At 71.9% G+C, this 26,162-nt stretch carries 24 protein-coding genes; 15 read left to right on the plus strand and 9 right to left on the minus strand.

The genetic code is table 11. The features are described from left to right. Positions 1–85 precede the first annotated feature (85 nt). The gene (locus PGH47_RS38145) at positions 86–859 is read left to right on the plus strand and encodes a thioesterase II family protein (RefSeq protein WP_271667235.1); all 774 of its coding nucleotides are present in this window, start codon (positions 86–88) and stop codon (positions 857–859) included. 62 nt (positions 860–921) lie between these two features. Here PGH47_RS38145 and PGH47_RS38150 read toward each other — a convergent pair whose 3' ends face one another. The 3 genes from PGH47_RS38150 to PGH47_RS38160 form a co-directional block, all read right to left on the minus strand. Beyond that, a complete protein-coding gene (locus PGH47_RS38150; RefSeq protein WP_271667236.1) occupies positions 922–1,614 on the minus strand; it encodes a LuxR C-terminal-related transcriptional regulator in 693 nt (230 codons plus the stop codon). 421 nt (positions 1,615–2,035) lie between these two features. Next, complete coding sequence (locus PGH47_RS38155; protein ID WP_271667237.1) at positions 2,036–4,816, minus strand: AAA family ATPase; 2,781 nt, start codon at positions 4,814–4,816, stop codon at positions 2,036–2,038. 3 nt (positions 4,817–4,819) lie between these two features. Continuing rightward, entirely contained in the window at positions 4,820–7,420 is a 2,601-nt protein-coding gene (locus PGH47_RS38160) for an AAA family ATPase (RefSeq protein ID WP_271667238.1), read from the minus strand. Positions 7,421–8,116: 696 nt separating this feature from the next. On the opposite strand from PGH47_RS38160, the gene PGH47_RS38165 reads away from it, so the two are divergent. Genes PGH47_RS38165 through PGH47_RS38185 form a run of 5 tightly spaced genes read left to right on the plus strand, consistent with a single transcriptional unit; the run spans position 8,117 to position 12,059 of the window. Then, positions 8,117–8,299, plus strand: a complete 183-nt coding sequence (locus PGH47_RS38165) for a hypothetical protein (protein ID WP_030958898.1) — start codon at positions 8,117–8,119, stop codon at positions 8,297–8,299. A gap of 22 nt (positions 8,300–8,321) precedes the next feature. Continuing rightward, positions 8,322–9,020: a hypothetical protein gene (locus PGH47_RS38170; protein WP_271667239.1), complete on the plus strand. Its 699-nt coding sequence runs from the start codon at positions 8,322–8,324 to the stop codon at positions 9,018–9,020. After that, positions 9,017–10,033 carry a DUF6895 family protein gene (locus PGH47_RS38175; protein WP_271667240.1) on the plus strand — a complete coding sequence of 339 codons (1,017 nt, stop codon included), beginning with the start codon at positions 9,017–9,019 and terminating at the stop codon, positions 10,031–10,033. Before PGH47_RS38170 ends, PGH47_RS38175 begins: the two co-directional genes overlap by 4 nt. Beyond that, a complete protein-coding gene (locus PGH47_RS38180) occupies positions 10,030–10,950 on the plus strand; it encodes a DUF6895 family protein (RefSeq protein WP_271667241.1) in 921 nt (306 codons plus the stop codon). The genes PGH47_RS38175 and PGH47_RS38180 overlap by 4 nt, the downstream gene beginning before the upstream one ends. Next, entirely contained in the window at positions 10,947–12,059 is a 1,113-nt protein-coding gene (locus tag PGH47_RS38185) for a serine hydrolase domain-containing protein (RefSeq protein ID WP_271667242.1), read from the plus strand. Before PGH47_RS38180 ends, PGH47_RS38185 begins: the two co-directional genes overlap by 4 nt. A 77-nt stretch (positions 12,060–12,136) precedes the next feature. Here the strand turns inward: PGH47_RS38185 and PGH47_RS38190 are convergent, their stop codons facing one another. Further along, the gene (locus PGH47_RS38190) at positions 12,137–13,507 is read right to left on the minus strand and encodes an alpha-lytic protease prodomain-containing protein (RefSeq protein ID WP_271667243.1); all 1,371 of its coding nucleotides are present in this window, start codon (positions 13,505–13,507) and stop codon (positions 12,137–12,139) included. Between the two features lie 200 nt (positions 13,508–13,707). Here PGH47_RS38190 and PGH47_RS38195 point away from each other — a divergent pair, with 200 nt between their 5' ends. From PGH47_RS38195 to PGH47_RS38210, 4 genes are all read left to right on the plus strand, one after another. Beyond that, positions 13,708–14,157: a Fur family transcriptional regulator gene (locus tag PGH47_RS38195; protein ID WP_093748167.1), complete on the plus strand. Its 450-nt coding sequence runs from the start codon at positions 13,708–13,710 to the stop codon at positions 14,155–14,157. 24 nt (positions 14,158–14,181) lie between these two features. Further along, positions 14,182–16,392, plus strand: coding sequence for a catalase/peroxidase HPI (katG, locus tag PGH47_RS38200; RefSeq protein ID WP_271667244.1), 2,211 nt, complete (start codon positions 14,182–14,184; stop codon positions 16,390–16,392). Positions 16,393–16,543: 151 nt separating this feature from the next. After that, positions 16,544–17,650 carry an NAD(P)/FAD-dependent oxidoreductase gene (locus tag PGH47_RS38205; protein ID WP_271667245.1) on the plus strand — a complete coding sequence of 369 codons (1,107 nt, stop codon included), beginning with the start codon at positions 16,544–16,546 and terminating at the stop codon, positions 17,648–17,650. Positions 17,651–17,816: 166 nt separating this feature from the next. Beyond that, on the plus strand, positions 17,817–18,341 hold the full coding sequence (locus PGH47_RS38210; RefSeq protein ID WP_271667246.1) for a hypothetical protein: 525 nt from the start codon (positions 17,817–17,819) through the stop codon (positions 18,339–18,341). 61 nt (positions 18,342–18,402) lie between these two features. On the opposite strand, the gene PGH47_RS38215 is transcribed toward PGH47_RS38210, so the two are convergent. Then, on the minus strand, positions 18,403–18,966 hold the full coding sequence (locus PGH47_RS38215) for a hemerythrin domain-containing protein (RefSeq protein WP_271667247.1): 564 nt from the start codon (positions 18,964–18,966) through the stop codon (positions 18,403–18,405). A gap of 125 nt (positions 18,967–19,091) precedes the next feature. On the opposite strand from PGH47_RS38215, the gene PGH47_RS38220 reads away from it, so the two are divergent. Beyond that, a complete protein-coding gene (locus tag PGH47_RS38220; RefSeq protein ID WP_271667248.1) occupies positions 19,092–19,871 on the plus strand; it encodes an SDR family NAD(P)-dependent oxidoreductase in 780 nt (259 codons plus the stop codon). A 20-nt stretch (positions 19,872–19,891) separates the two neighbouring features. Here the strand turns inward: PGH47_RS38220 and PGH47_RS38225 are convergent, their stop codons facing one another. After that, positions 19,892–20,464, minus strand: coding sequence for a GNAT family N-acetyltransferase (locus tag PGH47_RS38225; protein ID WP_271667249.1), 573 nt, complete (start codon positions 20,462–20,464; stop codon positions 19,892–19,894). A gap of 53 nt (positions 20,465–20,517) precedes the next feature. Next, positions 20,518–21,171: a phosphoribosyltransferase gene (locus tag PGH47_RS38230; protein WP_271667250.1), complete on the minus strand. Its 654-nt coding sequence runs from the start codon at positions 21,169–21,171 to the stop codon at positions 20,518–20,520. A gap of 228 nt (positions 21,172–21,399) precedes the next feature. Here PGH47_RS38230 and PGH47_RS38235 point away from each other — a divergent pair, with 228 nt between their 5' ends. Both PGH47_RS38235 and PGH47_RS38240 read left to right on the plus strand, forming a co-directional pair. Continuing rightward, a complete protein-coding gene (locus tag PGH47_RS38235) occupies positions 21,400–21,639 on the plus strand; it encodes a hypothetical protein (RefSeq protein ID WP_271667251.1) in 240 nt (79 codons plus the stop codon). A gap of 183 nt (positions 21,640–21,822) precedes the next feature. Then, on the plus strand, positions 21,823–22,464 hold the full coding sequence (locus PGH47_RS38240) for a phosphoribosyltransferase (RefSeq protein ID WP_271667252.1): 642 nt from the start codon (positions 21,823–21,825) through the stop codon (positions 22,462–22,464). Between the two features lie 3 nt (positions 22,465–22,467). Here the strand turns inward: PGH47_RS38240 and PGH47_RS38245 are convergent, their stop codons facing one another. Both PGH47_RS38245 and PGH47_RS38250 read right to left on the minus strand, forming a co-directional pair. Continuing rightward, the gene (locus PGH47_RS38245; RefSeq protein ID WP_271667253.1) at positions 22,468–23,586 is read right to left on the minus strand and encodes a CapA family protein; all 1,119 of its coding nucleotides are present in this window, start codon (positions 23,584–23,586) and stop codon (positions 22,468–22,470) included. A gap of 45 nt (positions 23,587–23,631) precedes the next feature. Beyond that, positions 23,632–24,087: an archease gene (locus PGH47_RS38250; RefSeq protein ID WP_271667254.1), complete on the minus strand. Its 456-nt coding sequence runs from the start codon at positions 24,085–24,087 to the stop codon at positions 23,632–23,634. A 102-nt stretch (positions 24,088–24,189) separates the two neighbouring features. On the opposite strand from PGH47_RS38250, the gene PGH47_RS38255 reads away from it, so the two are divergent. Both PGH47_RS38255 and PGH47_RS38260 read left to right on the plus strand, forming a co-directional pair. Beyond that, positions 24,190–24,642 carry a TIGR03668 family PPOX class F420-dependent oxidoreductase gene (locus PGH47_RS38255; protein ID WP_271667255.1) on the plus strand — a complete coding sequence of 151 codons (453 nt, stop codon included), beginning with the start codon at positions 24,190–24,192 and terminating at the stop codon, positions 24,640–24,642. Positions 24,643–24,794: 152 nt separating this feature from the next. After that, on the plus strand, positions 24,795–26,132 hold the full coding sequence (locus tag PGH47_RS38260) for a gluconate:H+ symporter (RefSeq protein WP_271667256.1): 1,338 nt from the start codon (positions 24,795–24,797) through the stop codon (positions 26,130–26,132). Positions 26,133–26,162 lie beyond the last annotated feature (30 nt).

Below are 26,162 nucleotides of genomic sequence, written 5' to 3' on the forward strand. Positions count from 1 at the left end.
TGCAGGTGGCGCCTTGCGTTCAATGGGCGGCGACGGCGGGCCGGTTGCCGCCGCCGCACCGACGAAAGCTCTGGAAAGGACGCCCATGTCGCGTATCGCCGACGACGCCACCACGGCGTGGATCCGCCGCTACCACCCCGCCGCCCCCAGCGCCGTACGGCTGGTCTGTTTTCCGCACGCGGGCGGTTCGGCCAGTTTCTTCCACCCCGTGTCGGTGCGCTTCGCCCCGGAGACCGACGTGGTCGCGCTCCAGTACCCGGGACGCCAGGACCGGCGCACCGAGCCGTGCGTCGAGGACATCGGCAAGCTCGCGGACCTGCTGTGCGAGGAGATCCGCGAACTGAGCGACAAGCCCACGGTGTTCTTCGGCCACAGCATGGGTGCCGTCCTCGCGTTCGAGACCGCGCTGCGGCTGGAGGAACTCGGCGCCAACCCGCCGCGCGCCGTCATCGCCTCGGGCCGGCGCGCCCCTTCCTCCCACCGGGACGAGCAGGTGCACCAGCAGGACGACAAAGGGGTGATCAACGAACTGCGGCTCCTCAACGGCACCGACGCGGCCGTCTTCGGAAACGACGAACTGCTGCGGATGGCGCTGCCCGCGATCCGCGGCGACTACCGGGCCATCGAGACCTACACCTGCCCGCCCGAGCGCCGGATGCGCGGGCCGCTGACGGTGCTCACCGGCGACTCCGACCCGCGAACGACTCTCGCGGAGGCCGAGGCATGGCGCGACCACACCGAAGGCGCCTTCCGGATGCGGGTCTTCCCGGGCGGCCACTTCTACCTCACCGGCCACCTGAACGAGGTGTACGCCGAGATCCTCACGGAGCTCGACGCGGCCCGTGCGGCCGGCTCCTGAAAAGCCCCGAAGGCCCCGCCGGCGAAAACGGCGGGGCCTTCGAAGCGGTGAACCGGTCGCGGTCACTCGGACACGAACTCCGGGCGTACCCGCGGTGGCCACTGACCGACGGCGAAGACACCGAGGGAATAGCTCTTCGATATCAACGCCGGCCGGTTGGTCACTTTCAGCTTCCGCAGTAGAGAGGAGACGTGATACTCGACCCCGCCGCGGCTCAGGAACAGTTTCGTGGCGAGCTGTACCGTCGACTCGCCTGATGCCACTCCCTCCAGAATTCGAGCGTGCATCGGGCTGAACAGTTTGCGCCGTGCGTTGGCGATCTGCGGACCGTTCTCGGACTCCTCCGGGTCGACCAGCACCAGTATGCGGTCCACCCGGCCGACACCGCTTCGTACGGCGATTCCGGTCATCTCGCCACGGAATATGGCGTCCTGCGCGCCCAGCGCGACCAAGTGGTCCGCGAACCGGGGACTCTGACCGTCCGCCAGACGGATCAGCTCGTTCTTCAGCTTGCCCTGCACACTGGGGTGCAGGAGTTCACAGAAGTCCCTTCCCGCGCCCTGCCCTGGGCTCCAGGCGAATTGCTGGGCGAAGGACTGGTTGGCCTCCATTATCCGGAATTCCAGATCGAGGTTCGCGATGCAAACGAGGGACTGCTCGAAAAGCGCCAAATAGTTGTCGCGATACGGTTCCGGAGACCAGTTCCGCGGTGCGTCGGGGAGGATCTCTGCGGAGTCTAGGCCGGCGTTTTTCATGGGGGGTGGGCCACTCTCTCTCAGCGCTCATGACCAGTGGTGCATCCCGCAGCGGGGAGTGTTCCTTCACCTATGACATTGCCATCGAGAGAAAATACATGTCAAGGCATACAGGGTTCGCAAGGCCCTATTCACCGTTAAGACTGCGGTACCCACCGGCGGTGGTTCGGTGCGCATTGCGGTCCCGTATGCGGATGCCTTTGAGTACCGTTCGGTAACCGGTGAACGTGACCTGCAGACGATGCAGATGTGGGCAACTGTGCACGTCAGGGGACTTGCGCGGCCACCGGCGGGCTCGGTGGAGTGTGCGGTGGCGAAGATGATGGAAAAAGTGCGACCTTGAGTTCCCGGGATTCCGTGAACACAATGAACAAAACTCCGCGCAGGTCGGCAAGCATGGATCAATGCCGTCCTGGGCAGGTTAGCGGGTCGCGTCCATTCCCATGGCGTGGGCCAGTTGTTCCCGGCCGGTAATGCGGAATTTGCGGTAGGAGCTCGTGAGGTGTCTTTCGACGGCCCGTAGACTCGTTTCGAGTTCCTCTGCGATCTCTCTATTGCTCAGTCCGCGTGCCGCGCGTTCCGCGACTCTCGTCTCGGCCGGGGTGAGCCCGGCCGTGAGGGCCTGCTCGGTGCGTGCCGGGCTGCCGGTCCCGGCGCCCACCGGCGCGTTGGCCAATTCGGCGGCCAGCCGACGGCCGCGCCGGAAGAGCCGATCGCCCTCCGGGAGGGATTCCCGTCGCAGACGTCTGCCCAATTCGGTGAGGGAGTGGGCCAACTCCAGCCGGCTGCCTTCCGTTTCCACGATGTCCACGGCCTGGCGCAGCAACTCGATTCCCGGCGTTCCCTCGGTGACCATGCCGAGCAGACGCAGCGCCCGGCTCAGCGCGGTCGGCGCGCCCCAGGCGAGCGCACGCTCGTGATGGGTGCGGGCGGCGGCGAGGGCGTCGGCGGTCCGGGCCGCGCGGTGATGGATCAGGGCGACCCTGACCTGCCAGTGCGCGAACGCCGGGTTCACCCACCCGGCGCGTTCCAAAACCCGCCCGCAGTCCAGGTAGTGCGCGAGGGCCACCGGCAGATTCCCGCGGTCCTCCGCGAGCATCCCCTTCAGTGCCCCGAACAGGGCGAACATCCGCAGGTCGGCGGCCGGTTCGGCGCCTTCGAGGAGCCGCTCGGCAAGAGCGGCGTCGCTCACCGCGAGGGCGACGTGGCCCTGGACGAGAGTGGCGTGCACCCGGTCCCTGGGCGTCCCGCCCCCGGTCAGCGCGAGCGCGCGCACCCCGCACTCACGGGCCGCGCCGACCTCGCCCCGCGACAGCAGCGCGAGCCCTTGCACCGCCTCGATCCGGGACAGCGTCGTCGCGTTGCCCTCCTGCGCGGCGTGCAGACGGGCCGCGGCCAGCCAGGACGCGACGATCTGCGGGCTGTCCGTGCAGTAGAGCACCGGAGGCAGCAGTTCGAGTGCCAGACCGGACAGGGCGCTGTGCGCCGGCTCCTCCTCCAGGACCTGCCGGGCCATCCCGGCCACCGTCCGGTGGTCGCACTGCCCGCCCATGGCGGCCGAGAACACGAGGACGGTGCGCAGTTCGCGTTCGGCCGCGGAGGCGACGTGGCGCTGTTCGTCGAGGTCGAGCAGCCGGCGCGTCGCCGATGTCACCAGGCCGGGATCCTCCAGCCCCGCGTACCGGGCGCGGGCCTCAAGGCGCATCGCGAGGTAGCTGCCCTGCCGGTCGCCCTCCCGCGGAGTGCCGAGACCGGCGGCGGTCTCCCTGACCAGCGCGGCGACCTCGGGATCGCTGCGCACGATGTCCATCGGGGTGCTGGAGACGACCTCGGCGCGACGCCGCAGCCTCGGCATCAGTCGCGCTGCCTGCACGAAGTGGCGCCCGGCCACCGGGGACTCGAGGTCCAGCTCGGTGACCCCGAGCTCGTACAACAACTCGGCACGAACGTGACTGCCGGCCGGTACGTCGACGAGGGCGCGGCCGAGATAGCGCACGGCCGTCTCCGGCGCGCCCCGGCGGCGTGCGGCAGCGGCGGCGGCGCGCAGCTGGTGGATCTCCCACGGGTCGCCGAGCCGGTCGACGTGCAGCAACGGCAGCGCGACCTCCTCCGGTCCGGCGCCGCACGCGTCGAGCACGGCCGATGCCTGCCGGTGGCGGCGGGAACTCTCCTCGTCACCCATGGCCTGGAGTACGACGGCGCAGGCCGCGCGCGTATGGGCGGCCCGGTCCCGGCCGGGCTCGGGCGGCCAGGTGTGCGTGAGGACTTCACGGGCGTACGCGCACTGCTGCCCGGTCAGACCCGCGAGCCGGGCGACGAGGTCGTCCGTGGCCTGGTCGGCGAGCACGGCGGTGGCCTTGAGGAAGGCGTCGAGGACGGGTTCGCGCCGCAGCATCGAAAGCAGCCGCTCGCGGCGCAGCGACTCGCCCAGCCCGCGCAGGCGTTGCGTGTGCCAGTGGGGTGCGCCGAGCCGCCGCAGCCGGGCCCGGTCGCACAGCACCCGCAGGTCCTTGGGCCTGCCCCCGGTGATGTCGTGGCAGGTCCGGCGGAACTCCTCGGGGCAGCCGTCCCCGAGATGACGGGTCACCAGAGCCGCGGTGCCGCGACGGGACAGGCCGCAGGCCCGGACGCGGTGGGTGGCGGCCGCCGTGATCTCGCCGACGAGCGGGTCGCGGGTGCCGAGGCCGTCCTTGCGGACCACGGCCAGCAGCATGCGCAGGCCGTCGAGGCGCGCCGCGAGATGGGCGAGGGCCTCCAGGGAGTCGTCGTCGACCCAGCCCAGGTCGTCGACGGCGAGGACCACGGACCGTTCGGCGCTGAGGCCGGCGAACAGGATGTGCAGCCAGTGGAGCGTGTCGGCGCGCACGACGGCCCCCGCCTCGCCGTCCGGGCCCGGGTGGTCCGGGCCGGCGGCGATGGGCGGTACCGCGGTGAGCAGGGGGGCGGGCAGGTCGCGTTCGGCGACCAGCGGAAGCACGAGCCGGCGCAGCACGCCGAAGGGGACGGTGCGTTCGGCGGGGATGCCGCCGGAGCGCAGTACCAGGGCGCCGGTCGCCGTGGCCCGCTCGGCCAGCCGGTTCAGCAGGGCCGTGGTGCCGGCGCCGGCCCCGCCCTCGACGACGACGAGGACGCCGGTGCCCGCCCGGGCCTCGGCGACCGCCTCGTTGAGTACGGACAGCTCCTGCTCGCGCTCCAGCAGCATGGCTCAGCCGTCCTCCTGCCGGGCACGCAGATGTGCTACGAGGGCGGCACGGCCCTTCACGCCGAGCTTTCGGTAGGTGTGCGTCAGCCGGAGCTCGACCGTGCGGGTGGCAAGGCCCAGACGGCGGGCGATCTCACGGTTGACGAGCCCGGCCAGGACGAGGTCCGCCACGTCGCGCTCGGACGGCGTGAGCGGGTCCGGCGCCGGGGCGGTCGCGTCGGGCAACGCTGCCGGAGCGTTGCAGGAGGACCGGGGCGAGGGGATGGACCCGGCGTATGCCCATGGGACTTCGACGCCGTTGCGTGCCAGCGCCTCAAGGGTGCGGGCGCGCAACGCCGTGAAGGCACCGGGCGTGCCCCAGCGCTCGGCGACCTCGCGTTCCTTCACGAGCAGGTCGTCCGCGGTGGCGGCGGCGCCCAGGTGGTGGTGGGCGACGGCCGCGGCGCTGCGCCACGGTATGAGCATGGGGTTGCGCCAGCGCTTGGCCCGCAGCATGCGGCCGCACTCCTCCAGCAGGAGCAGCGCACGGGCCGCGTCCCCGTCGATGAGGGCGAGTTCGGCACGGGCGTACAGCAGGAAGGCCGTGGTGACGCTGTGGCCCTCGGGCCTGTTCCGGGCGCGTTCCGAGGCGCGCCGGGCCTCGTCCACGCGGCCGCAGCGGAGCAGGGCGAGGACCTCGGCGGCGGCCAGGCGCGGGGCGAGGAGGCTGTGCCACGACGCCGGTGGCAGGGCCCGCGTGGCGGCGGTCAGCTCGCGCAGCGCCTCCTCGCCGTGACCGAGACGTATCTGCTCCTCCGCACGGCTCAGCAGGGCCTGGGCGGCCGCCGCGAGGGCGTCGGCGCCACGCGCGTCCGCGGCGACGGCGTCCAGACGATCGAGGCCGGCCGGTGTGTCGTCCGCGCTCAGCAGGGCCCGCGCAGCGGCTATGCGGCACATGAACGGCACGGTCGCGGGTTCGTCGAGCGCCGTGCGGGCGAGCTCGAGGACCCGGTCCCGCTCGTCGCCGCGGGTGGCGAGGGTCCAGGCGAGCACGGCCGACTGGGCGGGGTGCCCGGTCCGGTCGGAGTGGACGGGGGGCGGGGCGACGAGCGGCAGGCCGCCCTTCTCCTTGTGGGCGAGCCGGCCGAGGGCGCGCAGCGGGCGCAGCTCCTCGTCGGGGATCTTGGTCAGGGCCCGCTGGTGCACGTCGGCGATCACCCAGCGCGCGGTCTCGGCGTCGCCCCGGCTGAGCAGCAGATCTGCGGCGTTGAGCACGTCGGGCCAGGTCTCGCGGCTGAGGTGACGGAGCATCACCTGACGCAGCCGGCCGTCGGCGGCCTGCGGGGCCGTGACCGCCTCGGCCGCGGCCAGCCGGATCAGACGCCGGGCCCGCTCGGCCTCGGTCACCGGCTCGCACAGCGAGTGCCGCAGCGACGCGGTGGTGACGTCGACGGTGTGCCGGGGGCGGGAGGACGCGGCGAGGTCCGAGGCGGTCCACGAGCGCACGAGCGAGGTGACGTCGCCGAGCATGTCGGCCACGGTGCCCACGCGCGCCCCCTCCTGGCCGTGCAGCGACGCCGCGCGACGGTGCAGCCGGTCGCGCTCGGGCCCGGTCATGCCTGCCAGGACGTCGTCGGCGAACCAGGGGTGGCGCAGCCGGGGAATGTCGGTGTCGGCGAGCAGCCCGCACGCCCGCAGGGCGTCCACGGCGTCGGCGAACGCGGTCGCGTCGAGGCCGGCGAGGGCCGCGAGCCGGGCCGGCTCCAGTTGGTGTCCGCCGACCGCCGTGGCCCGCAGCAGGGCGACCACGTTCTTGGGCAGGCCGTGCAGAGTGGTGAGGGCGCGGGTGGACCAGGCGGTGCGGGCGGCGGCGATGAGCTGCGGCACCGCGTCGGTGTCCAGGGGGCGTCCGAGCCCGGTGATCCGGTCGGCGACGGCGTGCAGCACGGCGGGGGACCAGCCGGCGACCCCGGCCACCGTGAGCACGGACCGCTGCACGGGGTGGCCGACGCGATCCTCGACCACGCTGCGCGCCTCGGCGGTGGTGAGCGCGTCGAGGCGCAGGGTGTGCACCGAACTGGGCGCCGCGGGCCGGGCGCCCGCGGCGTCGAGGACCTGACGGACCGGCACGGGGGAGGTGACGAGGCCCAGCACCGCGCCCTGCCGGGCGCGGTGGATCAGGTCGACCAGGCGGCGCAGGGAGTGGGGGTCGGCGAGATGCAGGTCGTCCACGGCCAGCAGCACGGGCCGGCCGGCCGACAGCGTCAGCAGGGTGTCGCACATCCGGGCCACGGTGTCCGTGGGCCTGCTCGTGGGGCCGATGCCGGAGGCGAGAGCACCGATCCTGGAGGGCCGGCACAGGGTGCCCAGGAGCTGGGTGATGGCGCCGTACGGGAGCTGGGACTCACGTGGTGAACAGCGGGCGACCCCGACGGCGAGACCCGAGGCACGGGCCCGGTCGACGACCCGGTCGAGGACCGCGCTGCGGCCGGAGCCGACGGGACCGGTGACGACGGCGATGTCGGAGACACCGTCCTCCAGTCGTCGCACGAACCCGTCGAGGGTGTCGAGCACGGCCTGCCGGCCGACGAGTTGAGCGGGGACGAAAGCGGGTGTGGCGGTCATGGGCGACCCTGGTGGGGGGTCGCGGCACGCACCAGGTGGGGGGCGGTGGGGGGTCGGTCGGCGAGCCGCGGACGGTTTCGCATGCGCACCTCTCGTCTGATGACAGTGGGTGACCTGCTCTTCCTTCGAATCGGAGATTAGCGAGCCACGCACCCCCATTACAGGTTTACCCGGGGATCCCTGAGCTTTTTTTGAGGTTACTGAGGAATCAACACGCGTTGATAAGTGGAACGGCGCCGACGGAACGGGTTGGTTGAATCCCGCGGCGGCCCTCCGTCGTTACTCTCCGGCCAACCGGGCTGTTCAGGACGGGCACTTGGTCCCGCTCCAGCCATCGACGGGTCATCTGCGAGAAACTGGCCGGTAACTCGGGTGAACACTGGATTCCCGCTCCGGGGGCCATAGTTGGGGCTTCATCTGTACCCAGTGGAGTTAAAACGAATCCAGGCAGCTCAGGGATGGATTTCTGACATCCGTTCAGTTGACTTGGATTCCAATTCCCCGGACGGATACCTGGCGGGCGGCCCTGCGGCGCCTTGGGGCGTCCGGGCGGCCCCCTTGTGGGGACCCGCGCGACCGGATCCCGCGCCTGTTGAACATGTGGCGTATGCGCCCTGTGGGAAAAGATGCGCGCTTTGTGACTGTGTGGTGCTCTTGGTTGTGGAGGCTATGGCTGACCCCAGAGGAGATGGTGATATGCCTTCCATCAAGGCGATCGAGGAAACGACCGGCGTGCGGACCGACCTCGAAGCGGCACTCGACCCGGCCGAACCCGACGGCGTCTTCCGCGACAGCCGCGAGTGCGCAGCACTGGCGCTGCTCTCCGCGGACACCAAGCTGCTGCTGTCCCCGCCGACCCCTCGCCCCAAGAAGGGCTGAGCGGACGAACGGGAGCGACTGAATGGAGCAGTCAGGCACTTCGGCCCTCTTGCAGGGCGCTGTGCAGGACATTGCGTCCGACGTGGTCTCCGCCCTTCGGGGCGGAGACCACGTGCGCATGTCAGGCATCGCGGCGATGAACGACGTCGAAGGAGGCATGGCCCTCGCGGCCGTACGCGTGGTGGGAGCGGATCTGCTGCTGCCGCACGTCCTCTTCCCGACTCCGCCCGCCCCGGAGGCACTTGAGACGTTCCGCAGAACGGTGGAGGCCTTCCCGCCGCGTCCCGACGCGGCACCCACCGTGATGTGGAGCCACTGGGCCATGCGCCGCACCCTGGTGCGGCTCGACCCACCCCCGACCAGTGACCACGACACCGAACCCGGAGCCGACTGGCTCGACGAGGCGCCGTGGCAGACACTGACCCACCAACTCGCGGTCCTGGCACCCCTCGCGCTGCCCGGCGAGGACTGCGCCGTGGCCCGCGCGGCCCGTCGTCGTCCGGTCGACGTGGCCCGTGGCTTCGTGAGGGCGGTACGCCGCAGGGACTGGCAACAGGCGGCCGGCGCCGGGCGCTGGCTGACCCTGCTGGACGGCGTACCGGACACGCTGGGCCTCGAAACCGGCCTGGACTTCGTGGAGTTGATGGGCGGCAGCGATCCCCGGGTGACCCTCCAGGTGCAGGCGGCACGGGTCATGCGGGCGGCCGGAGCACTCGTATGACGGCGACGGCCATGGGCGTCGGGGACATCCGAGAGGTGGGCGCCGCCGCGTTCGCCTGGCTGTCCGCGCACACCGCCGACTTCGCGCTGGACGAGGACGCGTTCACCGAGGACGCCCACGTCGACGTCACCTGGAAACCACTCGGGGAACTGGCCCAGACCTGCCAGAGCGTACGGACGCACCTGCCGCCGTCGGACCCGCTGCACGGGTGCGCGTCGGACCTGCTGCGGTTCGCCTGGCAGCAGACCGGCCGCGGCGAACTCTTCCTCCGCCTCCAGCGGTCGGAGCCCTTCGCGACCTACCCCCTGGAGGTCTACTCGGTGTTCGCCGCGGCCGGGCTGCGGCACCCCGGGTACGAGGCGGCCGCCGCCACTACGGCCCGCACCCGGGGCTGGCGGCTCACCGAACAGGACCCCACCCGCCGCCTCGGCGTGCTGAAGGCCGAGCGGCGCAGCGGCATCGAACGGCCCGACGAGTCCGCCCAGGTGCTGCGGCGCACCTGGCTGGGCGGCCTGCCGGAGCCCTGGACGTTCGAGCGCTCCTCGGGGTACGCGCTCACCCACGTCGTCTTCCACCTCACCGACTGGGGCCGCGTCCCGACCGGTGTCCCCGCCGACCTCGCCGCCTATCTGGGCCACTGGCTGCCGTCCTGGCTCGACACCTGCCTGGACGCCACGATGTGGGACCTGAGCTGCGAACTGCTGGTCGTGGCCGGTAGCCTGCCGGCCCCGCCCGACCTGCCGACCTTCCGGTCCGCCTGGACCCGCATCGCGCGGGCCCAGCACGACTCCGGCGCGCTGCCGCAGGAAGGCCCCGGCGCCGACACCGCCGGCCCCGAGCCGGACTTCCTGCGCTGCTACCACTCCACCCTGATGGCCGCCTTCGCGGCGGCACAGACCGTCAAGCGCCTCACCGGCGAGGGCGACGACGACATCGACGCGGGCGGTGACGGTCACCGATCGCGAGCGGGCCGCGCGCGGACCCGCCACGACGGACAAGGAGTGCCCGGATGACCGACACCCGTCTGATGCACACCGTCGGCGTGCGCGCCCTGGAGTGGCTGTGGGCCCACCGCGACGGGTTCCGCCTGGAGCCCGACGTCGATCCCGAGATCGGCTTCCTGGAACGCTTCAAGCCCGTCGGTGAACTCGCCCTGATCTGCCGGGTGCTGTTCCGCGAGGGCGTCGCCGGGTCCCGGCAGGCCGACCTGGCCCGGCGGCTGCTGGACCACACCTGGCGGCACACCCTGGACGGCGGTCGCATGCTGGCGCGCGGCCAGCGCATCGAGCCGATGTCGCCCATCCCCTTCGAGGTGTACCTGCCGTACAAGGAACTCGGGTACAGCGAGCCCGAGGTGGAGCGCGCCACCGTGCTCTACCACCGGCTCGAGAGCTGGGCGGCCCTCGAACTCGACCCGACCCGGCGCCTGGGACTTGCCGCGTTCCAGCGCCGCTTCGGCCTCACGCCGCGCCCGCCCGAGTCGGCCCTCGTGGCTCCGACCTGGCTCGCCCGCCGGCCCGAGCCGTGGACGGTCAGCGGGCACATCGCCTACGACGTCACGCACACGGTGTTCCACCTCACCGACTGGGGCGCGCACCCGGAGGCGCTGCCGCCGGAGATCGCCGACTACCTCGCCACCTGGCTGCCGGTCTGGATCGACGACTGGCTGGACCTGAAGCGCTGGGACCTGCTCGGCGAACTCCTCGTCGTCGACGCCTGTCTGCCGCGGCCCACGCTGGACGAGCGGGCCTGGGAGGGCTTCGCCGCCGCGCAGCAGCCCGACGGCGCCATGCCGGCCGTACGGTCGATGCCCGAGGGTGAGCCGGACGAACTGTTCGACATGGTGTACCACCCCACCCTGGTCGCCGCGTTCGCCTCGTTCCTGGCCACCTCGCGGGCCCTGTCCGAACTGACCCACGCGACGACATGACCGCCGGTCCGCCGCCCTGGCCGGGCATCGACGACGACATGGACGCGGCGGCCGAGGGCGGCGTCCTCGGCAACGCCGGTACGGGCCGGGCCACTTCGGCCGACGACGAGGACGCCCTGCGCGAGCGTGCGGCGCGGGCGGTGGAGGCCATCGACGCGCCCGACGTGGTCTTCGCCGTCTCCCGCAACGGCCGGCGCACCCTGCACTGCGGTGGCAGCACCCCGCACCCTCCCGTGCCCCGGGAGGACCTGCGGTACGAGATCGGCTCGGCCTCGAAGACGTTCACCGGGCTGCTGCTGGCCCGGCTCATCCGGCGCGGCCTGCTCACCGGGGGCGAGCCGGCCGCCGCCTGGCTCGACCCGGGGCGCCGCACCGGCGCGTCCCCGGCGACCCTCGCGCACCTCCTCACGCACACGGCAGGACTGCCCACGCTGCCCGCCGACTTCTACCGGCGCGCACTGCCCGCCTGGCGCACCAACCCCTACGGCCGCTACCCCGCCGAGCGGGTGGTCGACGCCTTCCTGCGCCACCGCCCCCGGCACCGGCCCGGCACCCGCTGGCAGTACTCCAACTTCGGCGTCGCCGTCCTCGGCCACGCCCTCGCCACCGCGGCAGGCACGGCGTGGGAGGAACTCCTCGGCACGCATGTGCTGCGGCCGCTCGGCCTCGACGGCACCGCGCTGCGGCCGGAGGACCCGAAGACCGACGCCGTCGGTCACGGCAAGGACGGGCACACGCCCGCGCTCGCCTTCGACGCCGGAGGCTTCGCGGCGGCCGGCGCCGTCCGCGCGACGCCGCACGATCTGCTGACGTTCCTGGAGGCCCACCTCGACCCGGCCGGCTCCCCGCTGGCCGGAGCCCTGAGTGCGGTCCGCACCCCTGTACTGCGCCGTGGCCTCGGTCACCGGCACGTGCACACGATGGCCTGGTTCCGGCACCCCACGGACAACGGGCCGCTGTACTTCCACAGCGGGGCGACCCTCGGCCAGCAGGCCTTCCTGGGCTTCAGGCCCGACACGGGCACCGCCCTGGCCGCGCTGTGCACCCGCCGCTTCCGCTCCCGCGACACCTTCATCGCCACCGCGTACGCCTTACTGGCCGACCAGTGACCGGGCCGCACCGTCGGAAAGACGGACGGTGCGGGGCTCGCGCCCCGCACCGGAAGCCGTACGACTTCTGCATCCGCCTACAGCCGCTGCCACAGGGCCGGGGTGGCACCCGGCGACCAGCGGCCCTGCGCCTGGTGGCTCTGGAGGCACTGGTAGCGCACGCCCGCGTGGGTCACCGTGGTGCCGGCCTCGTAGACCCGGCCCGCGGCCCATGCTGTGGCCGCTCCGTTGTCCGTCGGCGCCGGGGAGCCGGCCTGCGCGGTCGCGGTCTTCAGGACCAGGCCGAAGTCGCTGAGGATCGGGTTGATCGGCTGATAGAAGGTGGTCCCGCCGCTCGTGCAGTCGCCCGAACCGCCCGAGGTCACGCCCTGCGCCTGGGAGCCGGAGATGTACGGGCCGCCGGAGTCACCCGGCTCGGCGCACACCGTCGTCTCGGTGACGCCGTCCACGGTGCCCTGGGAGTAGCTGACACTCGTGTCGTGCTGCTCGATGGTCCCGCAGTGCCAGCCGGTGGTGGAACCGGAGCGGCAGATCGACGCGCCGACGAGGGCCTGGACCGAGCCGGTGACCTGCGTCCGCTGACCGCCCTCGCCCTTCACGTCCGCCGTGGCCGTCCAGTTGCTGTTCACGCTCACCCACGACATGTCCTTGCCGGGGAACGTGGACGCCTCGAAGGTGCCCTGCGCCGCCATGTTGAACCCGGTGGTCGAGTCGTCGGCGTTGCCGCAGTGGCCCGCCGAGGCGAAGCCCTGCTGGGTGTCCTTGGTGACGGAGAAGCCGATGGAGCAGCGCGCCGAGCCCTCGATGTAATAGGCCTCGCCGCCGACGACGTCCGCCAGCGGCCGCGGCCGTGCCGCCGAGACCAGGACGGTCACGCCCTTGTCCTGGACACCGGCGGCCTTGATGAACGCGGTCGCGGCCGGCTTCTTGACCGCCTGGACGACCACCCGGTTCGTCGGCACGTCGACGTACCAGACCGGTGTGTCACGCGTGTTGGCGCCGTTCGCGGCCTTGTCCAGCTTCTCCTTGACGGCCTGGAGTTCGCTCAAGGGGTGCTTGACGACGACGGCCTTCGCGCCCTGCGCCTGAATGGCGGTCACGTCGTCGGCGTGCGTCGTCGCGACCGCGAGCTCGGCGGAGGTCGCGCCCCGCAGCCAGGCGCCCGCGAAGCGCTTGCCGAGCGAGTTGCGCAGGCGCCCCGCGCGGACCCCGGCCTCCGCCTCGTTGACGAGCCGCTCCGCCGCCTGTCCCGGCTTCAGCTTCAGGTCACGCTCCATGGCGCGCACCACCGCGGCCGGCGGCCGGTCGGCACCGAGCGTCTGCGCGGCGGTGGACGCGGGTGCCGGCGGCGGCGCGGCCGTGGCGGCCGTGGTGACGCCGGTGAGCGCGAGGGCGCCGAGAGCGGTCAGGGCGGCGCGGCGACCGGCCGCGGTATGTCTGAGGAGCATGCGATGTGCCTCCATCGAGTACGCGTGGGATTCCGACCAGATGGAGGCCTTGACGCAAAGACATGCGCCAATGTCAGAAAAGATGATTTTTAGCGCTTTGGGGGGTGCCGTTGGCTGCCATGTGCGCCAGCGGGGCGATCACCAGAGTTTCATCGTTCGTTTTCTTGAATCGTTCGTGTTTACAGAGGTAGGTTGGCCGCATGACCGCATCCCAGACTCCGACCCCCGCCGAGGAGCTCCGCGGTGCCGGCCTGAGGGTGACCGCGGCGCGTGTCGCGCTGCTCGACGCCGTCCGGGCCGGCGACCACCTCGGTGTCGAGGCCATCGCCTCCGGGGTGCGTGATCGCGTAGGTCATGTCTCCCTGCAAGCCGTGTACGAGGGCCTCCACGCGCTCACCGCGGCGGGACTCATACGTCGTATCGAACCGGCCGGGAGTCCGGCCCGGTTCGAGGGGCGCGTCGGCGACAACCACCACCACATCGTGTGCCGCTCCTGCGGTGTCGTCGCCGACGTCGACTGCGAGGTCGGCGAGGCGCCCTGCCTGACCGCGTCCGACGACCACGGCTTCGCGATCGACGAGGCCGAGGTCATCTACTGGGGCCTGTGCCCCGACTGCTCCACCGCCAACAGTGCACCCCGAGCACTGTGATCCACCTAGTTCGGAAGGTTTCCCATGGCTGAGAACCCCGATGCGATCGTCACTGACGCGAAGACTGAGGGCACCGGTGGCTGCCCCGTCGCGCACGGTCGCGCCGCGCACCCCACGCAGGGCGGCGGCAACCGTCAGTGGTGGCCGGAACGGCTCAACCTGAAGATCCTCGCCAAGGACCCCGTCGTCGCGAACCCGCTCGGTGCGGACTTCGACTACGCGGAGGCGTTCAACGCCCTCGACCTGGCGGCCGTGAAACAGGACATCGCCGAGGTGCTGACCAACTCGCAGGACTGGTGGCCCGCGGACTTCGGCAACTACGGCCCGCTGATGATCCGCATGGCCTGGCACAGCGCCGGCACCTACCGCATCAGCGACGGCCGCGGCGGTGGCGGCCGCGGTCAGCAGCGATTCGCGCCCCTGAACAGCTGGCCGGACAACGGCAACCTCGACAAGGCCCGCCGTCTGCTGTGGCCGGTCAAGAAGAAGTACGGCCAGTCCATCTCCTGGGCCGACCTCATGATCCTCACCGGCAACGTCGCCCTCGAGCAGATGGGCTTCGAGACCTTCGGCTTCGGCGGCGGCCGCGCCGACGTCTGGGAGGCCGACGAGGACGTGTACTGGGGTCCCGAGACCACCTGGCTCGACGACCAGCGCTACACCGGCGACCGTGAGCTGGAGAACCCGCTCGGCGCCGTCCAGATGGGTCTGATCTACGTCAACCCGGAGGGCCCGAACGGCAACCCGGACCCGATCGCCGCGGCCCGCGACATCCGCGAGACGTTCCGCCGCATGGCGATGAACGACGAGGAGACCGTCGCCCTGATCGCCGGTGGCCACACCTTCGGCAAGACCCACGGCGCCGGCCCGGCCGACGCGGTCGGCAACGACCCCGAGGCCGCCGACATGGAGCAGCAGGGCCTGGGCTGGAAGTCGACCTACGCCTCCGGCAAGGCCGGTGACGCGATCACCAGTGGTCTGGAGGTCACCTGGACCACCAGGCCCACCCAGTGGAGCAACGACTTCTTCGACATCCTCTTCGGCTACGAGTGGGAGCTGACCCAGAGCCCCGCCGGCGCCAACCAGTGGGTGGCCAAGGACGCCGAGGCGATCATCCCCGACGCCCACAGCGACTCGAAGAAGCTGCCCACGATGCTCACCACCGACCTCTCGCTGCGCTTCGACCCGATCTACGGCCCCATCTCGAAGCGCTTCCACGAGAACCCGGCCGAGTTCGCGGACGCCTTCGCCCGCGCCTGGTACAAGCTCACCCACCGTGACCTGGGCCCGAAGTCCCTGTACCTCGGCCCGGAGGTCCCGGCCGAGACCCTGCTGTGGCAGGACCCGCTGCCCGCCGCCGAGGGCCAGGCCATCGACGCCGCCGACGCGACCGCGCTCAAGGCCAAGATCCTCGACTCGGGTCTGACGGTCCCGCAGCTGGTCAAGGCCGCGTGGGCGTCCGCCGCCACGCACCGCGCCAGCGACAAGCGCGGCGGTGCCAACGGCGGCCGTGTCCGCCTGGAGCCGCAGCGCGGCTGGGAGGTCAACGACCCGGACGAGCTCGCCCAGGTCCTGCGCACCCTGGAGAACATCCAGGGCGAGTTCAACTCGGGCGCCAAGAAGGTCTCCCTGGCCGACCTGATCGTCCTCGGTGGCTCCGCCGCCGTGGAGAAGGCCGCGAAGGACGCCGGTGTCACGGTCGAGGTGCCGTTCACCGCGGGCCGTGTCGACGCGACCGAGGAGCACACGGACGTCGAGTCGTTCGCGGCCCTCGAGCCGGCGTACGACGGGTTCCGCAACTACCTCGGCAAGGGCAACCGCCTGCCGGCCGAGTACCTGCTGCTGGACCGCGCCAACCTGCTCGCGCTGAGCGCCCCCGAGATGACCGCCCTGGTCGGCGGTCTGCGAGTCCTGGGTGCCAACCAGAACGGGTCCAAGCACGGCGTCCTCACCGAGACCCCGGGCAAGCTGACCAACGACTTCTTCGTCAACCTGCTCGACCTGGGCACGACGTGGAAGTCCACCTCCGAGGACCAGACCACGTTCGAGGGCCGTGACGCCTCGGGCCAGGTCAAGTGGACCGGCACCCGTGCCGACCTCGTGTTCGGCTCCAACTCCGAACTGCGCGCCCTCGCCGAGGTCTACGCGAGCGACGACGCGAAGGAGAAGTTCGTCAAGGACTTCGTCGCTGCCTGGGCCAAGGTCATGGACCTGGACCGGTTCGACCTCGTCTGATCAGTCCCCGCAAGACGTCCGGGCCGGCCCGCTGGGGTCGGCCCGGACGTCTTTCACAGAACGCACACCCCGCACCATCAATTATTTAGATTTCAAGCTATAGGCTCGCCGAATCCGGACAGAGGCCGAACGAGGTTTCAGGAGACTCGGCGTGGTTGACGGCGACGTAGTGGTGATCGGCGGCGGCTATGCCGGCGTCCGTCTGGCCAAGCGGCTGGACACGACCGCGCGGGTCACGCTGGTGGACCGCAAAGAGGTCTTCTTCCACCGCATCGCCGCCCTGCGCGCCGGAGTGCGTCCGGACTGGTCGCACAGCCCGTTCATCCCCTACGACCGGCTGCTGCGCCACGGCCGCGTGGCCGTGGGCAAGGCGGTCCGCATCGACACCGGCGAGCGACAGGTCGTCCTCGGCACCGGTGAGCGGCTCCGTTACGACGTGCTGGTGATCGCGACCGGCGCCGACTATCCCGAGCCGGCCCGCTTCAGCGGCACCACCACCGAGGAGGCGGCGAAGTCCTTCGCCACGCACCAGCAGCACATCGCCACCGCCGAGCACGTCCTGGTCGTCGGCGGCGGGCCCTCCGGCGTGGAGCTCGCCGCCGAGATACGCCTCGCCCGGCCCGACGCCCGGGTCACCCTTGCGCACTCCGGGCCGGAGCTGCTGCACGCCACGGGCAGCGCGCGGGCCGGCCGCAAGGCGCGGAGCTGGCTGGAGTCCCACGACGTACAGGTGTGGCTGGACGCCTTCATGTCCCCGGGCAACGACTTCGGTACCTACCGCGACGCCCGCGGCAACATCATCGAGGCGGACCGTTCCTTCTGGGCGACCGGCACCACGCCCAACACCCTCTGGCTGCGGCTCGCCGGACACGGTGACTGGCTGAACGGCACGGGCCACGTCAAGGTCGACGAGGCGCTCCGCCTCCGTGGCCGGCAGGACGTTTTCGCGGTCGGCGACGTCAACGACGCGACCGACCTCAAGATCACCCCGGCCGCGCTCGCCCAGGCCGACCTGGCCGCCCACAACATCCGCGCCTACCTCAACAGCAACGGCAGGCACCGCAAGCAGCCCCGGTTCTACCGGCCGATGCACCGCACCCCGCTCATCGTCCCGTTCGGCGCGGCCGACGGCGTGACGGTCCTGCCGGTGCCGGGCGGCGAATCGGCCGTCCTGGGCAGCCGCACCACGACCGTGGCCAAGGCGAAGAACCTGATGACGCCCTACATGAGGCGTCAGCTCGGATACAGCGCAGCATGAGCGCCGTCGGCCGGGCGGCCTGAACACGCCGGCCCGGTGTGGGGGAGACCACGCCGCCGGTGAGATCGCGGGCATGTTCCGCGCCGGGGCGGCCGGGTTACCGTTTTTGGGATCCCCCTTCCCCTGATGGCCTTCGCCCATCGCCAGTACCTCGGACGGTCCGGCAGTGCTCGCAGACCTCTCCCCGCTCATCGCGGCGACCACCCAGTGGCTGACCCGCTCCTACCCGGCATACGGCGGTGCCCTGGCCGCCGCCCTCGGCGAGGTGCAGGCCCGCCAGGCGGTCACGGTCGCCGCCTGGCTGCGCTACCCCACGCCGACCGACGCCGCGCTGGTCCGGATGGCGGGCCCCGGCGGTTCGGCCGGACTGGACTGGATCACCGGCGCGGACACCGCCGCGCACGAGGATCCGGACGACTTCGCCTGGCGCACCTGGGTCGACGAGGTCGTCGCTAGCTGGGCCGCCTGCCTGCTCATCGACGCCGACCTGGCCGGGCTCGCGGTCGCCACCGTCGCCGACGGCGGCCTCGCCGCCGCCCCGGTCGAATTCCGGCGCCTGCTGTCCCCCGACGCCGACGACCGCCGGGCGGCCGCCCTGCTGCGCCACCCCGACCTCCTCGCCCCCGTGGCGGCCCTGCACCGCACGGCACTGGACGAACTCCTCGGCCCGGGACAGGCGCTGATCGCCTGAGACGGAAGCACGGCGCCCACGGAGGACGCGAGTTCACGCCGCGTCGGATCCGGAGCGCGCCTCAGGGCTTCTTGCCGCGGCCCGTCAGCGCGTCGCGCAGGCGGTCGACCAGACCGGCACCGGGCGCCAGCAGCTTGTTGGCCGGCGGCTTGTCCGGGGCGGCCGGGTGCGGTCGGGTCGGCGCGACCTTCTTGGCCTGGCGCACCTTGTCGCCGAGGTCGTCGAGCGCGTCCGGCGGACATGCCGCCCGGAGCTGTGGGAAGAGGTTCTGCTCCTCGTCGGCGATGTGGGAGCGGACCTCCGACATCAGCATCCCGATCAGCCGGTCGAACTCGGGATCACCCGCGTCGCACCGCTCCAGGTCCTTCATGATGCGCTCGGCCGTGGAGTGGTCCTCGATCTCCCGGTCGGCGATGGCGTCGCCGCCCGCCACGTGCCGCCGCACGGCCGGGTACAGATAGGCCTCCTCGGCCACCGAGTGCCGCACCAGCTCCATCGTGACCTGGTCGGCGTACAGCTTGCGGTCCGCGCTGCCGGGCGTGAGCCCCTCTATCCGGCCGAAGAGCTCCTCGACCTCACGGTGATCGGTCATCAGCTCGTCGATGACGTTCCCGCCGTGACCCATGTTCGCCACCTCCAGTCCCGGTCGGCGGCCCGGACGGGCCCGCCGTGGGCATCGAGTGCCCGCAGGGGACGGGCTCACACGACCCCCGCCCCGAGCGCCGGCGCCGCGCGGCCTAGGGTGCGGGCATGAGCTCGCAGGCATACCTCTCCGAACTGTTCTCGCTGGAAGGCCGGGTCGCCGTGGTGACCGGTGGCAGTTCCGGCATCGGCCGCGCCATCACCGAGGCACTCGCCCGGGCGGGCGCGAGCGTCGTGGTCGTGGCCCGCAGGGAGGCGGAACTGGCCGCGACCGTCGGCGAGCTGGAGGCCGCGGGCTGCCGCGCGGCCCGGGTGAGCGCGGACCTGGGCACCCGCGACGGCGTGCGCGCCGCGGCCGAGGCCGCCGTGGAGGCGTTCGGCGAGCCCGACATCCTGGTGAACTGTGCCGGGATCAACCTGCGGCCCCCGATGGGCGAGCTCCGCGAGGACGTCTGGGACAGCACCATGGCCCTCAACCTCGACGCGCCCCACCTGCTCGGGCAGCGGTTCGGACCCGGCATGGCCGAGCGCGGCTTCGGGCGGATCATCCACATCACCTCGCAGCAGGCGCACCGCGCGTTCGTCCAGAGCGGCGCCTACGGCGTCTCCAAGGGGGCGCTGGAATCGCTGGCCCGCTCCCAGGCGGAGGCGTGGTCGCCGTACGGCGTCACCTGCAACACGCTCGTGCCCGGCTTCGTCATGACGCCGCTCAACACCCGCCTGTCGTCCGACCCGGACAAGGTGGCCGCGCTCGCCGCGCGCACCATGGTCGGGCGCAACGGCCTCGCGGAGGACTTCGCGGGCGCGGCCGTGTTCCTCGCTAGCAGCGCCTCCGCGTACGTCACCGGACAGTCGATCTTCGTGGACGGCGGGTTCTCGGTCCACTGAGCCCGTGCGGCCCCGGCCCGTCAGCGCAGGTCGAGCCGCATCAGGATCCGCGGATGACCGGCCAGCACCGAGGTCGTGTCGGCGACATGCACGAACCCCGCGCGCTCGAAGTTCTTGCGGATCCCGGCGTAGGCCATCGTCAGGTCGACCCGGGCGTCGCCGTTGTCGAGCGGGTACGCCTCGATCACCGGAGCGCCCCGGTCGCGGGCGAACTCGACCGCTCCGGCGATCAGGGCGTGGCTGATGCCCTGCTTGCGGTGGCCGGGGCGGACGCGCACGCACCACAGCGACCACACCGGCAGGTCGTCGACGTGCGGGATCTTGCGGTTGCGGGCGAAGGACGTGGCCGAGCGCGGCGCCACCGCGGCCCAGCCGACCGGCTCGTCATCGTCGTAGGCGAGCACCCCCGGCGGGCGATCGGTGTGGCACAGCTCCGCGACGTACTCGCCGCGGGCCGGTCCGCGCAGCTCGTTGTTGAGCTTCGAGGGGATGCGGTAGCTCAGGCACCAACAGACGTTCGCGGTGGGCGACTTCGGGCCGAGTACCGGACGTACGTCCTCGAAGACGGATGCCGGGCGGACTTCTATGGCCATGGCACCACCCTTTCACGCACCCGCGCGGGCGCCGAAGCCGACGCGGCGACGCGTCAGGCCGTGGCGTGGAACGCGTGCAGTGTCTTCGTGATCTGCAGGTCGGGGACCTGACCGAAGTCCTCGTACCACTCGCCGACCACATGCAGGCCCGGCGGCTGTTCGAGGCACACGAGGTCGTCGCTCTCGGGCCGCATGGCGCTGACGGTCCGCGCGGCGCCGACGGGGACCGCCAGGACGAGCCGAGCCGGGCCGTGGCGGCGCAGGAAGCGCAGCGCGGCCGTGGCGGTCAGGCCGGTGGTCAGGCCTTCGTCGACGAGTACGACCGTGCGTCCGCCCACGGACGGGGGCGGACGGCGGCCGCGGTAGAGGTATTCGAGGCGGTGCAGCTCGTTGCGCCGGTGCACGACGACGTCACCGAGCCGGTCCTCGGACAGATGCATCATGGCCAGGCTCCGCCGGTCGTACAGCGGCGGGTCGTCGGCGACGATCGCACCGATCGGCGTCTCCGGCCGGATCGGGGTGCTGATCTCGCCGGCGATGAGCACGTCCAGCGGGGCGTGCAGGGCACGTGCGACTTCGGAGGCCACGGGCACGCCGCCCGGCGGCAGGGCCAGCACCAGCACATTGTCGAGGTCGTCCGACCCGGCCCACTCGACCAGCCGCAGGCCGAGCGCCTGTCCGGCGTGGGTACGGTCGCGGAATGGCACGGGACTCCTCCCTCCCGATCTGCGCAGCCGCCGAGTGCCCGGCCCGACCTACCGCGAAACGGGCGGCACCGGGGAAAGCAGCCGACTTCCGGAGCGGTATCCCGACCCGAACGCTCCTCGACGGCTCTGCACCCGTACGCCGAACTCCGACAACCCAAATTGATGACGATTCAACTGTGGCCGGTACGCCGGGCTGCGTACACGCCACTCAGAGCGCATGGTGGTGGCATGAGCACGCGTCCCCCCGTGGTGGTGTCGCCGCCGGAGCCGGACGGCGGGCGTCAGGTGACGATCCGTGACGAGCCGACGGGCACCGCCTACAGCCTGTTCGACGTCATGGACCTGGTGCACCGCGCGGGCCTGCCCACCGAGGACCGGGCCGTCGACGACCCCGAGCTGATCGAGTGGCGCGGCGGCGGGCCGTACGACTGGAACAGCCCGGACCCCTCCGACAAGACCAAGGGGTGAGGGGCGAGTGCCACCCTGAGGCCCCCGCGCAGGCGGCCGGCACCGTCGACTGCGACGGCTGGGTGCACAGCAACAACCCTGAAGACGGCATCGCCGGCTGGACCATCCGGTAGGGGGCCGATTCCGGTGGGGTGTCCGATACCGGAGCCCTGGGTACGCGGCGACGGACGGAAGGGGAGCCCCATGCGGTTCCGTGACCGCGCCGAGGCCGGGCGGGAGCTGGCGGAGCTACTGCGCATCCGTCAGGACAAGGGGGAGCTCCCGCACCCGGTCGTCCTCGCACTGCCTCGCGGCGGCGTCGCTGTCGCCCGGGAGATCGCCGAGGTCCTTCAGGCCCCTCTCGACGTGCTCGTCGTGCGCAAGATCGGGGCGCCGTTCCACGAGGAGTTCGGGGTCGGCGCGCTCGCGGGCGGGGACCCTCCGCTCTTCGACGAGCAGACCCTGTTGCGGCTGGGGCTGAGCGAGGCCGACCTCGCGCCGGTCGTGGAGCGTGAGCGCAAGGAACTGCGGCGGCGCGAGGAACGCTATCGGCAGGGCCGCCCGGCGCCGGGGCTGCGCGGCCGTACCGCCGTCGTCGTGGACGACGGGGTGGCGACCGGCAACACCGCACGCGTCGCGGCGCGCGCCGTACGCAACCGGTCGCCCGAGCGGCTGGTCCTCGCCGTGCCCGTCTGCGCACCGGAGGCGGCCGAGGAACTGCGCCGGGAGGTGGACGAGTTCGTCTGCCTGCACGAGCCGCGGCTGTTCAGCGCGGTCGGCGAGTGGTACGAGGACTTCCGGCAGCTCACCGACGCCGATGTGCTTGAGGCGCTGCGGGGTGACTGAGGCTCACTCCAGGGCGGCCGGCTTGCCGAGCACGAGCGCGCCGTCCGGGCCGAGGGTGACGTGGACGCCGTAGCCGATGCGGTCGAGGGTCGTGTGCAGCCAGCCGCGGGCCTCCGCCGGCGCCGGCTCCAGACGCATACGGCGGGCCAGCAGGGGCTCCATGCGCAGCCCGGCGAGTTCGCCCGTGTCCGCCGCCAGGGTCACGAAGTAGGCGATGCGCAGGTCGTCCCGGTACTGCTCGTAGCCGGGGATGCCCTCGTAGTCGTCGATGAAGTCCCCGCAGCCGTGCAGGATCAGCCGGCCCCCGTAGACCTCGACGGCGCGCGGATGGTGCGAGGAGTGGCCGTGGACGACATCGGCGCCGCCGTCCACCAGGGCGTGGGCGAAGCGCCGCTGTTCACGGGGGACCGGGTAGCCCCAGTTGGAGCCCCAGTGCACGGACACCACCACGAGGTCGCCGGCCCGTTTCACCTGCCGTATCCGCCGGACCGCCGCGGCGGCCGTGGCCGGTGACAGCTCGGGGACGTAGGCGACACCGGGCCGGTCCCCGGTCGCCGCCCAGCCCGCCGGGATGCCGCTGTCGGCGGCGCCGAGCGCGAAGACCAGCACACGGCCGCCGTGGGGGAGTGGCAGCGCAACGGGCGCGTACGCCTCCTGCGCGCCGCGTCCCGCGCCGGCCGTGCGCAGGCCCGCCCCGTGCAGCACGTCGAGCGTCTCCTTCAGGCCCACGCGGCCGAAGTCCTGCACATGGTTGTTGGCCAGGACGCAGACGTCGGGCCGGGCCGCCGTGAGAGCCGGCAGGTTGGCCGGGTGCATGCGGTAGTGGACGGCCTTGCCGGGCTCGAACGCGTCACTGCGGGTCACGGACGTCTCCAGGTTGACGATCCGCACGTCCGGACCGGCCGCCTCCAGCAGCCGCAGCGCCTCGCCCCACGGCCACGCCGCGTCCACGGGAGCCGGGATCGAGCCGCTCACCGACTCCGCCATGTTCACGTAGGCGCGGGCGTCCGTGATGTACCCCTCCCGCAGCACCGGGTCGCCGGGCCTGGCCAGGATCTGGTCGACACCGCGTCCGAGCATCACATCGCCGCAGACGAACAGCGTCACCGTGCCGCCGCTCATGCCTCCACGGTACGAGCCCCGCGAGCCGCCGCCGACCCGTACCCCTCACACGTCCACGGTCACCGCGCAGGACCATCCGTACGGATCCGGTCCGATGTGCAGCCCGTGCCAGGAGACGCCCCTGGGATCGATGCCGGTGACCCGCACGTCGGTGAGTTCGGCGAGGGCGAGCCGTACGTCGAGTTCGCCTTCCGCGGCTTCGGCCTCCAGGTCCACCGTCACCCGGTCGTCCTCGTCGAGGCGTACGGCGACCTCGTCGAGGAGCGCCGTCAGGAGCCCCTCATCGGTGTCCTCGGCGAGCCGCACCCGCTCCACGGAGGTGGGTCGTACCGTGGTGACGTCGGCGAAGCACTCCACCATCCCCAGCGCGGCCTCCACCAGACACCGCTCGCGACTCACCCCCCACGCCTCGATCCGTACGTCGTCCGGGTGCGGCACGGCCCGATGGCCGCTCTCGCCGCGCCGCCGCGCCTGAATGACGTCGTCCGTGTCGCCGACCATCGGTACCACCTGACCCAACGAGTCGTCCCCGATCAGTGCTACACGGACAGGGGTACCCGACACGGGGCACGGCGTACCGCCGCCGAGGCCGAAGGAGCCGACATGCCGGACATGGAGCAGGACGAAGCACGCACGCGGTTCGCCGCGGCACAGGTCGCACGGCTGGCCACGGTCGACCCGGAGGGCCGGCCGCACCTGGTGCCGGTCGTGTTCGCGGCGGACGGCGACGAGATCGTCACCGCCGTGGACGCCAAGCCGAAGCGGTCGAAGGGGCTCAAGCGGCTGCACAACATCGCCGTGCGCCCGGCCGTCTGCCTGCTGGCGGACGAGTACGACGCCGACTGGGACCGGCTGTGGTGGGTCAGGGCCGACGGCGGCGCCCGGGTCCTGCCGCCCGACGCGGCGGACGAGGCCACCGGCGCCGAGTACGCCGAGGCCGTGGAGCTGCTGCGGCAGAAGTACCCCCAGTACCGGCAGGAGCCCCCGGAGGGCGCCGTCATCGTGATCACCGTCCTGCACTGGAGCGGCTGGCGGGCCGTGTCGGGCGGCGCGTGACCCCACCCCGCGGCAATCCGCGGCGGCAGACCCATTGACCTTGGCCATCCACGAACATAATCTCCGTCTTCATATGTAGACGACGTCTTCATGTGAGGACCCCATTCAGTGGGGTGAACGTAAGCGGCCGGCGTTCAAAGGAGAACTGACATATGCCGCTCGTGGTGGTCGGGATCAGCGTCCTGGTCCTGCTCGTCCTGATGACCAGGCTCAAACTGAACGGCTTCGCGGCCCTGCTCCTGGTGGCCGTGGGCGTCGCCCTGGTCCAGGGCATCGCGATGGAGAAGATCCCCGACGTCCTGGCCGAGGGTATCGGCGGCCAGATAGGCGACACGATGCTCACCATCGGGCTCGGCGCGATGGTCGGCCGGGTGCTGGGCGACTCCGGCGCCGCCCAGCGAATAGCCGGCCGGCTCCTCGAAGTGTGCGGGCCGCGCTGGGTGCAGGTGGCCATGGTGCTGACCGCCATGCTCATCGGCGTGACGATGTTCTACGAGGTGGCCTTCGTCATCATCGTCCCGATCGCCTTCACCCTCGTGCGGGTCACCCGCGCGAACCTGCTGTGGGTGGGGCTGCCGATGTCGATCGCCCTGTCCACCATGCACAGCTTCCTGCCGCCCCACCCCGGCCCCACCGCGGTGGCCGCCACCTTCCACGCCTCCGTCGGACTGACCCTGTTCTACGGCCTGTTCATCGCCGTCCCGGTGGGTGCGTTCATCGCGCTGCTGTGGCCGCGCCTGCCGTTCGTGCGGGCCATGAACCCCACCATCCCCAAGGGCCTGGTCAGCGAACGCGTCTTCGAGGACGACGAGATGCCCGGCATGGGCTGGTCCCTGTCCGTCGCCCTGCTGCCCGTCGTGCTGATCGCCGGGGCGGCCGTGGCGGACCTGGCCGGGGCCGGCGACGGCGGCCCGATGCACTTCGTGGCGTTCATCGGCTCCGCGCCGATCGCGCTGCTGCTCACCCTGCTCGTCGCGATCTGGGCGTTCGGGCCGCGCATCGGCCGCAGCCTTGCCGAGGTCAGCGCCTCCTGCAAGGAGGCCGCCCAGGCGATGGCGATGATCCTGCTCGTGATCGGCGCGGGCGGCGCCTTCAAGAACGTCCTCGTCGAGGGCGGGATATCCGACTACATCAAGGACGCCACCGACGGCTGGTCGATCTCCCCGATCATCCTCGCCTGGCTGATCGCCGCCATCCTGCGCGTCGCCCTCGGCTCCGCGACCGTCGCCGTCGTCACCGCCTCCGGCGTCGCGCTGCCCCTGCTCGCGGGCGGCGGCGTCCACCCCGAGGTCATGGTCCTCGCCGTCTCCTGCGGCTCGATCGCCCTGTCCCACGTCAACGACCCCGGCTTCTGGATGTTCAAGGAGTACTTCAACCTGTCCGTCCTCGACGCCATCAAGGCCCGCACCACATACACGACGGTCCTCGCGATTCTCGGCCTCGGCGGCGTACTGGTCCTGGAACAGGTCCTCGACGCCCTCAAGGTCTGACCCACCTCCCGCCCTCACGAGAACGGCAAC

Source organism: Streptomyces sp. HUAS 31 (assembly GCF_028198125.1).
Classification (GTDB): domain Bacteria; phylum Actinomycetota; class Actinomycetes; order Streptomycetales; family Streptomycetaceae; genus Streptomyces; species Streptomyces chartreusis.

Bases quoted from the DNA above. Each gene is read 5' to 3' on its own strand.
- PGH47_RS38195 (WP_093748167.1), top strand. From the start codon at position 13,708: ATGACCGCATCCCAGACTCCGACCCCCGCCGAGGAGCTCCGCGGTGCC.
- PGH47_RS38240 (WP_271667252.1), top strand. From the start codon at position 21,823: ATGCGGTTCCGTGACCGCGCCGAGGCCGGGCGGGAGCTGGCGGAGCTA.
- PGH47_RS38220 (WP_271667248.1), top strand. From the start codon at position 19,092: ATGAGCTCGCAGGCATACCTCTCCGAACTGTTCTCGCTGGAAGGCCGG.
- PGH47_RS38235 (WP_271667251.1), top strand. From the start codon at position 21,400: ATGAGCACGCGTCCCCCCGTGGTGGTGTCGCCGCCGGAGCCGGACGGC.
- PGH47_RS38145 (WP_271667235.1), top strand. From the start codon at position 86: ATGTCGCGTATCGCCGACGACGCCACCACGGCGTGGATCCGCCGCTAC.
- PGH47_RS38245 (WP_271667253.1), bottom strand. From the start codon at position 23,586: ATGAGCGGCGGCACGGTGACGCTGTTCGTCTGCGGCGATGTGATGCTC.
- PGH47_RS38150 (WP_271667236.1), bottom strand. From the start codon at position 1,614: ATGAAAAACGCCGGCCTAGACTCCGCAGAGATCCTCCCCGACGCACCG.
- PGH47_RS38155 (WP_271667237.1), bottom strand. From the start codon at position 4,816: ATGCTGCTGGAGCGCGAGCAGGAGCTGTCCGTACTCAACGAGGCGGTC.
- PGH47_RS38250 (WP_271667254.1), bottom strand. From the start codon at position 24,087: ATGGTCGGCGACACGGACGACGTCATTCAGGCGCGGCGGCGCGGCGAG.
- PGH47_RS38260 (WP_271667256.1), top strand. From the start codon at position 24,795: ATGCCGCTCGTGGTGGTCGGGATCAGCGTCCTGGTCCTGCTCGTCCTG.
- PGH47_RS38180 (WP_271667241.1), top strand. From the start codon at position 10,030: ATGACCGACACCCGTCTGATGCACACCGTCGGCGTGCGCGCCCTGGAG.
- PGH47_RS38190 (WP_271667243.1), bottom strand. From the start codon at position 13,507: ATGCTCCTCAGACATACCGCGGCCGGTCGCCGCGCCGCCCTGACCGCT.
- PGH47_RS38255 (WP_271667255.1), top strand. From the start codon at position 24,190: ATGCCGGACATGGAGCAGGACGAAGCACGCACGCGGTTCGCCGCGGCA.
- PGH47_RS38170 (WP_271667239.1), top strand. From the start codon at position 8,322: ATGGAGCAGTCAGGCACTTCGGCCCTCTTGCAGGGCGCTGTGCAGGAC.
- PGH47_RS38175 (WP_271667240.1), top strand. From the start codon at position 9,017: ATGACGGCGACGGCCATGGGCGTCGGGGACATCCGAGAGGTGGGCGCC.
- PGH47_RS38160 (WP_271667238.1), bottom strand. From the start codon at position 7,420: ATGACCGCCACACCCGCTTTCGTCCCCGCTCAACTCGTCGGCCGGCAG.
- katG (WP_271667244.1), top strand. From the start codon at position 14,182: ATGGCTGAGAACCCCGATGCGATCGTCACTGACGCGAAGACTGAGGGC.
- PGH47_RS38185 (WP_271667242.1), top strand. From the start codon at position 10,947: ATGACCGCCGGTCCGCCGCCCTGGCCGGGCATCGACGACGACATGGAC.
- PGH47_RS38165 (WP_030958898.1), top strand. From the start codon at position 8,117: ATGCCTTCCATCAAGGCGATCGAGGAAACGACCGGCGTGCGGACCGAC.
- PGH47_RS38215 (WP_271667247.1), bottom strand. From the start codon at position 18,966: ATGGGTCACGGCGGGAACGTCATCGACGAGCTGATGACCGATCACCGT.
- PGH47_RS38225 (WP_271667249.1), bottom strand. From the start codon at position 20,464: ATGGCCATAGAAGTCCGCCCGGCATCCGTCTTCGAGGACGTACGTCCG.